Origin of the sequence: Halomonas litopenaei (assembly GCF_003045775.1) — a bacterium.
GTDB classification, from domain to species: domain Bacteria; phylum Pseudomonadota; class Gammaproteobacteria; order Pseudomonadales; family Halomonadaceae; genus Halomonas; species Halomonas litopenaei.
In genome coordinates this window covers 22,173-34,773 of record NZ_PXNS01000006.1, presented here as the reverse complement: position 1 = coordinate 34,773, position 12,601 = coordinate 22,173, and the positions used below count along the sequence as shown (strand labels likewise).

The window sequence follows — 12,601 nt, the reverse complement described above, 5'->3', positions numbered from 1 at the left end:
GCCAGGCCCGTCGGCAAGCGCACCGATCAACCGTTGATCTCGTCCTTCACGCTGGCCCAGATCTCCTCGAACTGGCCTTCCATGTCCTCGATCATCTGGCGATAGTCATCGCCGGTCTGGATATCGAGGTTCATGGCCCGCTCCTCGGCGACCTTCTTGAACTCCTCGTTGGTCTTGAGTGCCTCGAAGGCGTCGATCAGCTGCTGGCGCGCCTCATCGGGGATGCCGGCCGGTGCGCTGTACCCACGTGAGGAGCCGGCCACCACCTCGATGCCCTTCTCGCTCAGGGTCGGCACGTCGGGCAGCATCGACAGGCGCTCGCGGGCAAACACCGCCAGCGGCCTCAGGCTGCCGGACTGAATGTGTCCGTAGACGTTGCCCAGGTTGTTGAAGCTGGCGTCGATCTGCCCGCCCATGGCGGCGGTGGCCGAAGGTCCGTCACCCTGGAACGGCACCTTCTGGAAGCTGATCCCCGAGGCCTGCTCGATCAGGATGGTGGAGAAGAAGTCATCACCGCCCACGCCGGAGTTGCCCACGGTGATGGTGCCCGGGTTCTCTTCGGCGGCAGCCAGGAACTCCTCCACCGTCTCGTAGGGACTGTCCGCCGGGACCACGATAATGCCCGGGTCGGTCACCACATTGGCGATCGGGGTCAGCTCGTCCACCGAGTAGGTGATGGTGTCGTTCATGATGTAGTTGGTCATCAGCATCGGCGTATTGGTGATGCTGATGGTGGTGCCGTCGGCCTCGGTCTGCTTGGCCAGGCGGGTCCAGGCGATGGCACCGGTAGCCCCCGGCAGGTACTCGTTGACGAAGTCCACTCCCAGCGACTCGCGCAGGAACGGCTGGGTCAGCTGGGCTAGGGCGTCACTGCCCCCGCCGGCCTTGAATCCCTGCAGCACCTTGATCTCGTCGCCGGCGGAGTACTCCGCCATGGCGGCGCCGGGCAGAAGCAGGGTCGACAGAAGGATGGCGGCGTAAGCTCCACGATGTTTCATGGCTGCACCTCTTGTGCGGTTGTCGTTGTCTTTATCGTTGTCTTGCACTGGTACGTGCGACGGGCGCGGTCATCGCGCACCTGCTCAGGCGCTGTCTCCGAGCGCTGGGCCCTGTCTCAGGACGCTGGGGCGCTGTCTTGGGGCGCTGAGTCGGGGCGAAGGCGCCGGGCACGTCGTGACTGCCAGATTCAACGTAGACGGTCGCCAATAAAATTGTCAATAATCTTGTTAACCATCTTTTCTCGTCCTAACCTAGCTAGCGAACCACGACGCAACGCCCTCCTGCGAAGGGGCTGTTCGGCGCCAGCGATAAAGATACGAGGACCGATCGATGAGCCAGGACTCAGACAACAACCACAACAACGCCACCCGGGGCATGTCCAACCGCCTGACCAACTACGGTGACGCCGACTTTTCGCTGTTTCTGCGCAAGGCGTTCATCAAGGGCATGGGCTATACCGACGATGCGCTGTCTCGGCCGGTGATCGGCATCGCCAACACCTACAGCGGCTACAACGCCTGTCACGGCAACGTGCCGGGGCTGGTCGAAAGCGTGAAGCGAGGGGTGATGCTGGCCGGCGGGCTGCCGGTGGAGTTCCCCACCATCACCTTGCACGAGTCCTTCGCCCACCCCACCAGCATGTACCTGAGAAACCTGATGGCGCTGGACACCGAGGAGATGATCCGTGCCCAGCCGATGGATGCGGTGGTGGTGATCGGCGGCTGTGACAAGACGGTGCCGGCCCAGCTGATGGCGGCGGCCAGCGCCGATATACCCACCGTCCAGCTGGTCACCGGGCCCATGCTGTCGGGCTCCCATCGCGGCACCCGGGTCGGCGCCTGTACCGACTGCCGTCGCTACTGGGCGGCCTACCGCGGCCAGGACATCGACGACGCCGAGATCAGCGAGGTCAACGACAAGCTGGTGCCTACCGTGGGTACCTGTTCGGTGATGGGCACCGCCAGCACCATGGCCTGCCTGGCCGAGACCCTGGGCATCATGCTGCCCAACAGCGCCACCGCGCCGGCGGTCTACGCCGACCGCCAGCGCATCGCCGAGCAGTCCGGGACCGAAGCGGTACGGCTGGCCCGTGACGGGGTCACGCCCTCCCGGATCCTGACCCCCAAGGCCTTTGAAAATGCCCTGCGGGTGCTGCTGTCACTGGGAGGGTCGACCAACGGTCTGATCCACCTGACCGCCATCGCCGGTCGGCTGGGCATCGACATCGACCTGGACGCCTTCGATCGCATGAGCCGCGAGACGCCGGTGCTGGTCGACCTCAAGCCCTCCGGCGAGGGCTATATGGAGGATCTGCATCGCGCCGGCGGCCTGCCGACGCTGCTGCGAGAGCTGAAGCCCCTGCTGCACCTGGACACCATGACGATCAATGGTCGCACCCTGGGCGAGAACATCGACGCGGCGGTGCATCTGGTCGAGCAGCCGGTGGTGCGCCCACGCTCCCGTCCTGTCTACGCACAAGGCGGTATCGCCGTGCTGCGCGGCAACCTGGCCCCGGCCGGCGCCATCATCAAGCAGTCGGCGGCGTCTGCGGAGCTGATGCAGCATCGCGGACGGGCGGTGGTCTTTCATTCGCTGGAGGATCTGGCGACGCGCATCGACGATCCGGACCTGGACGTCAACGCCGACGACGTCCTGGTGCTGGCCAACATCGGCCCCAAGGGCGCCCCGGGTATGCCCGAGGCCGGATACATTCCGATCCCGAAGAAACTCGCCACCCAGGGCGTCAAGGACATGGTGCGCATCTCGGACGGACGCATGAGCGGCACCGCCGCCGGCACCATCGTGCTGCACGTATCGCCGGAGGCCGCCGAAGGAGGGACGCTGGGGCTGGTGCGCGACGGCGACATCATCGAACTCGACGTCTCTGCCAACCGTATTTCGCTGGAAGTGGACGAGCAGACCCTGGAGAGCCGCCGCCAGGAGACCACGGCCCCGCCGCGTGAGCAGCCACCGATGCTCGGCTATCGTCGACTGTTCATGGAGCAGATCCTGCAGGCCGACCAGGGCTGTGACTTCAAGGTGTGCCGCCCCGAGTCCCACTGTCGCGTGCCGACCCAGGAGTGAGGAAAGTCATTCGAGCCGATGAAGGCGGTGAGCGCTATTGATAGACTGGAGTCGGCGACGGGACCGTCTCGTCGCCGCTTCACCATCGTGATCGCAGAGGATGCGAGATGAGCCAGGTCAGCGTGCAGGACCCTTCCAACAGCACCCGTCGTCCCAGCGCCACCAGCGTGGCGGAGGACATCGTCGGCAGTGTCGAGGAGGACATCGTGCTGGGGCGTCTGCACCCCAGGGAGCGGCTGGTCGAGGAGGACCTGATCGAGCGCTTCGACTGCAAGCGCCACGTGGTGCGTCAGGCGCTGTTTCAGCTCGAGAGCATCGGCCTGGTCGAACGCATCAGGAACCGCGGCGCCTTCGTCAAGGCCTACACGCCCGAAGAGGTCGAGCAGCTCTATGCCATGCGTGAGATCCTCGAACTCGCCGGTGTCGATGCCCTGCCACTACCGGCGCCGGAGCCGTGGCTGAGCGAGCTCGAGGACATCCACCAGCGCTACAGCACCGCCGTGGACGCCCATGATCTGCGACGGGTATTCCACCTCAATATTGCCTTTCACCGCACCCTGTTCGCGGCGACCGGCAATCCCTACCTCTACGAGACCATCAACGAGTTCGCCCAGAAGGCCCACGGCATTCGTTTTATCGCCATCGCCGACAGCCACAGCCTGTCCCGGGCGCGCCACGAGCATCAGGCGATGATCGAGGCGATCCGCCAACAGGACCGCCACGCGCTGCGCGAGCTGTGCCGGCAGCACTTGCTGCCCTCCAAGAATCGCTACCTCGAGCTGCATCCTTCCAATCGCTAGGCGCTGACATCCTCCCTTGCAGGCATCCCTGGCGACCTCCGGGAACTGACGCGCCACTAGACTCTTCCAGCGCGTCCTCCAGCGCTTCCTCCAGCGGCCGACAGGGCGAGCCATCAGCCTTGCTCGCAGGCGCCCTTGGCGACCTCCCAGGACTGACGGATATGATCTTCGAGAAGGTAGCGGGCATCGTGGATGCGCCGGTCCAGCGCCAGCTCGACCAGCTCGCCGTGCTGGGCATCGAGCCGGTCACGAATCTCCGGGTTGCCCGGGGCCAGCCGGCGATAGCGATCGAACTGATCGTGCAACTGCTCGATGAAGCGTAACAGCCAGTGCGAACCACAGGGCGCCAACAGGGTGCGGTGAAAACGCTGGTGGGCCTGCTCCCACTGTTCGATCTCGCCCTGGGCCTTGTTGGCCCGCGACAGACGATGGCTGGCGGCCAGCAACTGCGACTCCCACTCGGCGTCACCCTCCTGGAAGGCCTGGGTCAGCGCCATGCACTCCAGCTGCATACGTAGCCGAGAGATATCCTCGAGTTCTTCCGCCGACAGCGGCGGCACCCGGAAGCCGCGCTGATTGTGCTGCTCCAGCAGGCCGTAGGCGGCCAACCGGTTGAGCGCCTCCCGCAGCGGGCTCAGCCCCACCTCGTAGCGCTCTTTCAGCGCGCTGATGGCGAGCTTCTCCCCCGCCGCAAAACGCCCACGGATCAGGTCCTGCTTCAGCGCACTGAATACCTGGCTCGCCGCCGTCTCGCCGCTCGCCGCTACCTCGGCTGGTTGGGAATTGATCATGACAACACTCGCAAATAACAGGCTTGCAGAGTACGTCGGCAATTGACGTTCGCCAAGCGCTGGGCCATAGTTTTTAGAAAATATCGATATTAACTACAGTAGACGATATTTCTTACAACGATCGAGATATTTCTTCCACAAGGGTCGATATCTCTGACAAAACAGGCCCTGGCACAGAATGCCCCGACACAGAAAACCCTGACCCAACAGGGCGGAGCCTGTCCCCTTCACCACAACAACAGCTTCGGAACACGCCCATGTCCCAAGACGCTTCCCCTTCGACAGCGCCCGCTGTCTCGCTGTCTGGCCCTCGCCATCTGATTCTGCTCATCGCCGCCATCGGCAGTCTGCTGGTCGGCATCATGGGCCTTGGCATTCCCACCGCGGTGGCGCTGATCGTCGCCGGCGCCATCGCCATGACGCTATGCCTTGCCTGGGGTATCGCCTGGCCCCGTCTGGAAAGTGATCTGCTCAAGGGCATCCAGGCCATGCTGGTACCCATCCTGATCCTGATGAGCGTCGGCATGATGGTGGGGGTATGGATGCTCTCCGGCACCATTCCTGCCATGGTCACCCTGGGCCTCGAGTCGCTGACGCCGGGGCTCTTTCTGGTCGTGGCCTGCCTGTCATGCTCGCTGATGTCGGTCATGGCCGGGACCTCCTGGGGCACCCTCAGCACCATCGGCGTGGCGCTGATGGGGGTCGCGCTGGGACTCGGCATCCCCCCGGCCTACGCCGCTGGCGCCATCGTCACCGGCACCTTCTTCGGCGACAAGCTGTCGCCGCTGTCGGATACCACGGTGATGGCCTCGGCGGTATGCGAGGTCAATATCATCACCCACATCCGCCATATGCTGTATTCGACCCTGCCGGCCTACCTGATCGCCCTGGCGGTCTACGCCTGGCTCGGCACCGACGTCGCCGCCTCCGGGGCGACCCTCGCCGGTGACGGCATGTCGACCCAGACCCAGGCGATCATCGACACCCTGGCCGCCACCTTCAGCGACAATCTGCTGACCCTGTTGCCGCCCCTGGTGGTGTTCGGCTGCATCCTGGCCAAGAAGCCGGTGCTGCCCGCCTTCATGCTCGGCATCGTCAGCGCGGCGCTGATCGCGGTGGTGCTCCAGGGCGCGAGCCTTTCCGAGATCGGTTCCGCCATGAACGCAGGCTTCGTCGCCGATACCGGGGTCGCCATGGTCGACAAGATGCTGTCCCGGGGTGGCCTGCAGGGCATGATGTCCACCGTGGCGGTGCTGATCGCCGCCGCCGTATTGGGGGCCCCGTTCAAGAGTGCCGGCACCCTGGACGCCGCCATCGCCTACCTGGCCCGACGCCACGCCGGCCGGCGCCAGGTGCTCGGTGGCTCCATGGCGCTGCATAGCCTCGCCTTTCTGCTGACCGGCAGCTACTACGTGACCTTCTCGCTGCTTGGCCCGCTGCTGCGCCCGCTGGTCGCCAGCAGTGGCAGCCCGACCAGGAACCTGTCACGTATCCTCGAGGACACCGGCACAACCCTGTCGCCGCTGGTGCCCTGGGGCGTCACCGGCGCCTTCACCGCCGCCACCCTAGGGGTCGCCACCGCCGACTTCTTCGTCTACGCCATCCTCTGCTACGGCGCCATCGCCTTCTCGTTGCTCTATGTGCTCACCGGCCTGACCCTGGGTCATGGCAGCGACGAGCGCCAGCCGGCCGGCTCCGCCTCAGGGGCCTGATATTCCGCCAGAGCCTGCGTCACCGCTGGATCGCGGCCACGATGACCATCAAACCCGCCATCATCCACGGGGCCCGCCTTGCCGGGCCCCGAACCGTTGGATCGCTCTTCAGGGGATTGACGGCCTTTCGAGGGCGCGGCATAGTCGGGTCATAAAATCGATTTTTAACACCAATAACGATTGACCCGATCCAGCTTGGATCAGCGACCTCGAGTCAGCCACCTTGAAGAGAGACGCCATGTCTTCCCAGCGCGCGAACCCCAGCTCCCTGTCCACTCCCTACCCCGATGCCACGCCCTACCCGTCCCGGCGCAGCCCGACCTATTCTCGCGATGGCATGGTGGCGGCGTCCCAGCCCCAGGCCGCGCAGATCGGCCGCGATATGCTTGCCCGCGGCGGCAACGCGGTGGACGCCGCCATCGCCACCGCCGCCGCGCTGACGGTGGTCGAGCCCACCGGCTGCGGCATCGGCGGCGACGCCTTCGCGCTGGTGTGGATCGCCAACGACGATCAGGGCAACGGCGAGCTGCACGGGCTCAACGCCAGCGGCGTGGCGCCCCAGGCGCTGAACCGGGAAGCGCTGGTCGAGGCCGGCCACGACAAGGTCCCGCTCTACGGCTGGACCCCGGTGACGGTGCCCGGTACGCCATCCGCCTGGGCCGAACTGTCGCGCCGCTTCGGCAAGCTGGATTTCAAGACCCTGCTCGAACCCGCCATTCGCCTGGCCCGCGACGGTTTTCCGGTGTCACCGGTCATCGCCAGCCTGTGGCAGCGCGACACCGCGACCTTCCACAAGCATCTCGAAGGCGAAGCCACCCAGCCCTGGTTCGACACCTTTACCTTCGATGGCCGCGCTCCCGACGCCGGTGAGTGGTTTCGCAACGAAGACCAGGCCAGGACCCTGGAGGCCATCGCCGAGAGTCAGGCGGAGAGCTTCTACCGCGGCGAGCTGGCCGAGGCCATCGACGCCTTCTCGCGTCGCACCGGCGGCTATCTGCGCAAGGACGACCTGGCGGCCTATCAGCCTGAGTGGGTCATCCCGATCTCGGCCCGCTACCGAGACGTCGACGTCTGGGAAATCCCGCCCAATGGCCAGGGCCTGGTGGCGCTGATGGCGCTGCGCCTGCTCGATGGCTATCCGGCGTCCCACCGCGACGACCCGGAACTGCTGCATCGTCAGCTCGAGGCGATGAAGCTCGCCTACACCGACGGCAAGACCCATATCAGCGAGCCACAGGCCATGACCTACACGGTCGAGGAGCTGTTGTCCGACGCCTACACCGAGGCCCGTCGCGAGCTGATCCAGGACGCGGCCATCGACCCGCAGCCGGGCAAGCCCAGGGCCGGTGGCACCGTCTATCTGGCCACCGCCGACGCGGACGGCAACATGGTGTCCTTCATCCAGAGCAACTATCACGGCTTCGGCTCCGGCATCGTGGTGCCGGGAACCGGCATCGCCTTGCAGAACCGCGGTCACGACTTCAGCCTCGACGAGAGCCACGACAATGTGCTCAAGCCTGGCAAGAAGACCTTCCACACCATCATCCCGGGCTTCCTGACCCGAAACGGCAAGGCGCTGGGGCCCTTCGGCGTGATGGGCGGTTTCATGCAGCCCCAGGGCCACGTCCAGGTAGTGATGAACCTGGTCGACTTCGGCCTCAACCCCCAGTCGGCGCTGGACGCACCGCGCTGGCAGTGGATGGGCGGTCGTACCATCGGTATCGAGCACGGCTATCCGGCACCGCTGGTACGTGCCATGGCCGCACGTGGTCATCGCATGCAGGTAGATACCGACAGCCGCAGCTACGGCCGTGGCCAGGTGATCCTGCGAGACCCCGATACCGGCATCTACTGTGGCGGCACCGAGCCCCGCACCGACGCCACCATCGCGGTGCTCTGACCCATGAGCGTACAAGCTTCGCTATTTGCCGCCTTCTTTCGCATCGGTATCTTCGGCTTCGGCGGCGGTCCGTCGATGATTCCGCTGGTCCACCAGGAGGTGGTCAAGCGCCACGCCTGGATGGACGACGACGCCTTCGCCGATGTCCTGGCCATCGGCAATACCCTGCCGGGGCCCATCGCCACCAAGATGGCCGGCTACATCGGCTATCGGGTCGGCGGGGTGTTCGGCGCCATCAATGCGGTGGTGGCGGTGATCGTGCCGGTGATCTTCGCCATGATCGCGCTGCTCGGCCTCTACAGTCGCTACGGCGACCAACGCTGGGTGCAGGGCATGGGGCTGGGCGTGGTGCCGGTGGTGATGGTGATGATGGCCCAGCTGACCTTCGACTTCTTCCAGAAGTCCCGGGCCGGGCTCGGCGTGGTCGCCACCCTGATCATGGGAGTGGCCGCCGGTGGCCTGATATATGGTCTTGGCGTACACCCTGGGCTGATCATCGGCGCCATTCTGATCGCCGCCCTGCTCAGGCCCGAGAAGCCCCGCAACGCCCCTGAAGGAGGTCGCTTGTGATGATCTACTGGCAGCTATTTCTGGCCTTTTTCATCCCCAATATCGTCGGCTACGGCGGTGGGCCCGCGATCATTCCGCTGATCGAGAACGAGGTGGTCGGCACCTACGGCTGGATGACCCATCAGGGCTTCGCCGAGACGCTGGCGCTGGGCAATGCCCTGCCGAGCCCCATCGCCACCAAGATGGCCGGCTACATCGGCTATGAGGTAGCCGGCGCCGGCGGTGCCATGGTGGCGGTGCTGGCCACCGTCGGCCCTTCGCTGCTGCTGATGCTGGCGGCCCTGGGCACCCTCTATCGCTACCGTGACTCGATCAAGGTCAAGTCCATGAGCCAGTGGGTCCGTCCTGTCGTCATGGTGCTGATGGCCTACCTGACCGTCAGCTTCCTCAAGGAGGGCATGGCGACATCGGGCCTGGTGCACACCCTGATCATCGCGGCAGTGGCGGCACTGCTGCTGCTCAAGACCCGCGTACACCCGGCCCTGGTGGTGTGCTTCGGGCTGGGCTACGGCGCCCTGCTGCTAGGCTGAGAGACGACACAACACCACCGATCCATCCACAACAACTACGCGTGACCTTCGATCCACCCATAACAATCAACCCGACCATCCATCCCAACAATCACAGACAAAAGCCCTCAACGCACAGGACAATCCCATGACCCTGCACCATACCCCGTAAAAGACCGCTCTTTCCCGCCGCTCTTGCACCCGGACCGCGCTGGCCCTGATGGTCTCTGCCTCCGCCCTGGCCGCCGCCAGTGTGGCCGTGGCCCAGGACGCCTACCCTGACAAGCCGGTGGAATTCATCGTGCCCTGGTCGCCGGGTGGCGGCAGCGACACCCTGATGCGCCTGGTCGCCAACCACGCCGAATCCCAGCTTGGTCAGCCGATCCCGGTGATCAACATGCCCGGGGTCAGCGGCACCACTGGCCTCAAGGAGCTGTCCCGGCGTGACGCCGACGGCTACACCATCGGTCAGGTCCATGAAGGCCTGCTGGTGGCCCACCACACAGGCCTGACTCCGCTCAACTATGACGACTTCGAGCCGGTGGCCGGTGTCACCCAGTCGCCCCAGTACCTGACGGCGCCCGCCGACGCGCCCTACACCACCTTCGAGGAGTTCGTCGAGTACGCCAAGGCCAACCCGGGTGAGGTCCGCTTCGGCGTGACCCTGGGCGGTGTGCCGCATATCCACGCCGCCATGATGGAAGAAGCCGAAGACCTGCAATTCCGCTACGTCGGCTTCGAGGGCACCGGCTCGCGCATCCGCGCCCTGGTCGGCGGCCACATCGACGCCGCCATCGGCGACATTTCCTCCAGCGGCGAGTTCGTCAAGAACGGTGACCTGCGATTCCTGGCGGTGGGCAGCGAGGAGCGCCAACCCGAAGCGCCGGACGTGCCGACCTTCGCCGAACTCGGCCATCCTGAGCTCAAGCTGAACATCATTCGCGGCATTCTGGCACCCAAGGGCACCCCGGAAGAACGCATCGACACCCTGGCCGAGGCCTTCGAGGCCATGAGCCAGGACGAGGCCTTCGCCCAGGCGGTGCACAACGCCGGCGCCAGTGTGGTGTTCGAAGGCCCCGAGGCGTTCGCCGAGTACCTCGAGACCAGCAACGCCACCATCGAGCGTCTGTCAGGGAAGCTTGCACGATGAGCCAGAGCACCACCGACCGCTCCCCTTCCGGGGAGCGGCACGCCGCGGGCCGGGGTGGTCCCCTGGCCCATGTGCTGTTGAACATCGCCCTGGCGGCGCTGTTCACCGCGCTCTTTGTCAGGGCCCAGGCGCTGCCATCGTCGATGTGGGAACCACTGGGTTCGGGCAGCTTCCCGCGGCTGGTGCTGGCGGCGCTGGTGGCATTGAACCTGGCCATCGCCTTCAAGGAGGCGCGTGCCTTCCTGCGCCAGAGCCCCGGTGAGCGCGGCCAGGTCGGCGCCTGGATCTGGCGTCACCGGCTGGCCTTCGCTGTGCTGGCGCTGTTTGCGGTGTACATCATCGCCCTGCCCTGGCTGGGTTTCAGCCTGGCCTCGCTGGCCTTCCTGCTGGCGGGTCAATGGCTTCTGGGCGCGCGCTCGCTCAAGGCCCTGGCCATCGCTGTGGTGGTCGCCCTGGTGTTCTCGCTCGGGGTCGATACCCTGTTCCGCGACGTCTTCGTCATCAGCCTGCCCCGCGGCCTGTTCGGCTGAGGCGGCAACGACTCCTCGAGGAAATTGCTCATGATGGATGCGCTGCTGTCCGGCATGGACCAACTGTTTACGCTCTCGACCATGATCGCCATGCTGCTGGGTGTCATCGCCGGTGTCATCGCCTCGGCGATTCCTGGCTTCACCATCACCATGGCCATCGTGCTGACACTGCCGCTGACCTTCACCATGGACCCGCTGCAGGGCGTGGCCACCATGCTGGCGGTCTATGTCGGCGGTTATACCGGCGGCCTGATCTCCGCCGCGCTGCTCGGCATCCCCGGCACGCCGTCGTCGGTGGCGACCACCTTCGACGCCTTCCCGATGGCGCGCAAGGGCGAGCCTGGCCGCGCCCTGGCGCTGGGTATCTGGGCCTCCTTCTTCGGCGCGCTGGTCAGCGTGGTGGTGTTGATCATCGCCGCCCCACCGCTGGCACTGATCGCCGTCAAGCTGGGCGCCTGGGAGTACTTCTCGCTGATCATCTTCGCCATGACGGTGGTCGCAAGCCTGGTCGGCAAGTCCATGCTCAAGGGCCTGATGACCGGCCTGCTGGGACTGTTCATTGCCACCGTCGGCTCCGACCCGATGATGGGAGTGGCACGCTTCACCTTCGACTCGGACCTGCTCGCCAACGGCTTCCCCTTCCTGGTGGTGCTGATCGGTATCTTCGCCGTCAGCCAGCTGCTGTCCGAGGTGGAAGACGCCGAGGGCGTCAAGCACGGCAAGGCGCTGATGCCCGACGACGTCAACTTCAACCCCATGGCGGCGCTGAAGGAAACCTTAAGCTATCCGGTCAACCTGGTGCGCTCTTCACTGGTCGGGGTGTTCATCGGTGCGGTGCCCGGCGCCGGCGGCAGCATCGCCAACCTGCTGGCCTATGACCAGGCCAAGCGCGCTTCGAAGACCCCGGAGGCCTTCGGCACCGGGACGCCGGAAGGGGTGATCGCCTCGGAGTCCGGCAACTCGGCCACCTCCGGTGGCGGCCTGATTCCGATGATCGCCCTCGGTATCCCCGGCAGCGCGGTGGACGCGGTGTTGATGGCCTCGCTGATGGTCCATGGCATCGGCGTCGGTCCGCGCCTGATCATGGATCACGGTGATCTGGTCTACGGCATGTTCATGGCTATGCTGGTGGCCGCCTTGATGGTACTGGTGGTGTGTCTGTTCAGCATGCGCTGGTTTCTGCGCGTCACCGAGGTGCCCAAGTCGATCATCGTGCCGGTGGTCCTGGTGTGCTGCGTGATCGGTGCCTTCGCGCTGAACAACCGGGTCACCGACATCTACCTGCTGCTCGGCGTCGGTGTGTTCGGCTATGTGCTCAGCAAGCTGGACTACCCGCTGGCACCGCTGGTACTGGGCGTGATTCTCGGCCCCATCGCCGAGACCAACCTGCGCCGCGCGCTGATGTCTGACGAGAACTGGACGCTGTTCTTCACCCGTCCGATATCGCTGGGCCTGCTGTTGCTGGCGGCACTGTCGATCGTGCTGGCGGTACGCCACCACCGTCGCGCCAAGCGCCTGCAGGCGGCCTGACGGCCTGGGTGCCAATCACCCGACA

Annotated in this window: 11 protein-coding genes; 9 read left to right on the top strand and 2 right to left on the bottom strand. The window is 65.6% G+C overall.

Annotated elements, in window-relative coordinates:
• Window positions 1–26 precede the first annotated feature (26 nt).
• Window positions 27–998, bottom strand: coding sequence for a tripartite tricarboxylate transporter substrate binding protein (locus tag C6W88_RS11675; protein WP_108132592.1), 972 nt, complete (start codon window positions 996–998; stop codon window positions 27–29).
• A gap of 331 nt (window positions 999–1,329) precedes the next feature.
• Between C6W88_RS11675 and C6W88_RS11670 the strand changes: the two genes are divergently transcribed.
• Together C6W88_RS11670 and C6W88_RS11665 are read left to right on the top strand one after the other, a co-directional pair.
• On the top strand, window positions 1,330–3,084 hold the full coding sequence (locus C6W88_RS11670; RefSeq protein WP_108132591.1) for an IlvD/Edd family dehydratase: 1,755 nt from the start codon (window positions 1,330–1,332) through the stop codon (window positions 3,082–3,084).
• 107 nt (window positions 3,085–3,191) lie between these two features.
• Window positions 3,192–3,884 (top strand): GntR family transcriptional regulator, encoded by a 693-nt coding sequence (locus tag C6W88_RS11665; protein WP_108132590.1) that lies wholly within the window; start codon window positions 3,192–3,194, stop codon window positions 3,882–3,884.
• Between the two features lie 113 nt (window positions 3,885–3,997).
• Here the strand turns inward: C6W88_RS11665 and C6W88_RS11660 are convergent, their stop codons facing one another.
• On the bottom strand, window positions 3,998–4,675 hold the full coding sequence (locus C6W88_RS11660) for a GntR family transcriptional regulator (RefSeq protein ID WP_045993333.1): 678 nt from the start codon (window positions 4,673–4,675) through the stop codon (window positions 3,998–4,000).
• Between the two features lie 257 nt (window positions 4,676–4,932).
• Here C6W88_RS11660 and C6W88_RS11655 point away from each other — a divergent pair, with 257 nt between their 5' ends.
• The 7 genes from C6W88_RS11655 to C6W88_RS11625 all read left to right on the top strand — a co-directional run bounded on the left by C6W88_RS11655 (window position 4,933) and on the right by C6W88_RS11625 (window position 12,576).
• Window positions 4,933–6,387: a Na+/H+ antiporter NhaC family protein gene (locus C6W88_RS11655; protein WP_108132589.1), complete on the top strand. Its 1,455-nt coding sequence runs from the start codon at window positions 4,933–4,935 to the stop codon at window positions 6,385–6,387.
• Window positions 6,388–6,625: 238 nt separating this feature from the next.
• Window positions 6,626–8,287: a gamma-glutamyltransferase family protein gene (locus C6W88_RS11650; protein ID WP_108132588.1), complete on the top strand. Its 1,662-nt coding sequence runs from the start codon at window positions 6,626–6,628 to the stop codon at window positions 8,285–8,287.
• Window positions 8,288–8,290: 3 nt separating this feature from the next.
• The gene (locus tag C6W88_RS11645) at window positions 8,291–8,857 is read left to right on the top strand and encodes a chromate transporter (protein ID WP_108132587.1); all 567 of its coding nucleotides are present in this window, start codon (window positions 8,291–8,293) and stop codon (window positions 8,855–8,857) included.
• The gene (locus tag C6W88_RS11640; protein ID WP_045993337.1) at window positions 8,857–9,387 is read left to right on the top strand and encodes a chromate transporter; all 531 of its coding nucleotides are present in this window, start codon (window positions 8,857–8,859) and stop codon (window positions 9,385–9,387) included. Before C6W88_RS11645 ends, C6W88_RS11640 begins: the two co-directional genes overlap by 1 nt.
• A 199-nt stretch (window positions 9,388–9,586) precedes the next feature.
• Window positions 9,587–10,516: a tripartite tricarboxylate transporter substrate binding protein gene (locus C6W88_RS11635; RefSeq protein ID WP_108132586.1), complete on the top strand. Its 930-nt coding sequence runs from the start codon at window positions 9,587–9,589 to the stop codon at window positions 10,514–10,516.
• Window positions 10,513–11,046 carry a tripartite tricarboxylate transporter TctB family protein gene (locus C6W88_RS11630; protein ID WP_108132585.1) on the top strand — a complete coding sequence of 178 codons (534 nt, stop codon included), beginning with the start codon at window positions 10,513–10,515 and terminating at the stop codon, window positions 11,044–11,046. The genes C6W88_RS11635 and C6W88_RS11630 overlap by 4 nt, the downstream gene beginning before the upstream one ends.
• Before the next feature lie 30 nt (window positions 11,047–11,076).
• A complete protein-coding gene (locus tag C6W88_RS11625) occupies window positions 11,077–12,576 on the top strand; it encodes a tripartite tricarboxylate transporter permease (protein ID WP_231498630.1) in 1,500 nt (499 codons plus the stop codon).
• The last annotated feature ends 25 nt before the right edge of the window (window positions 12,577–12,601 follow it).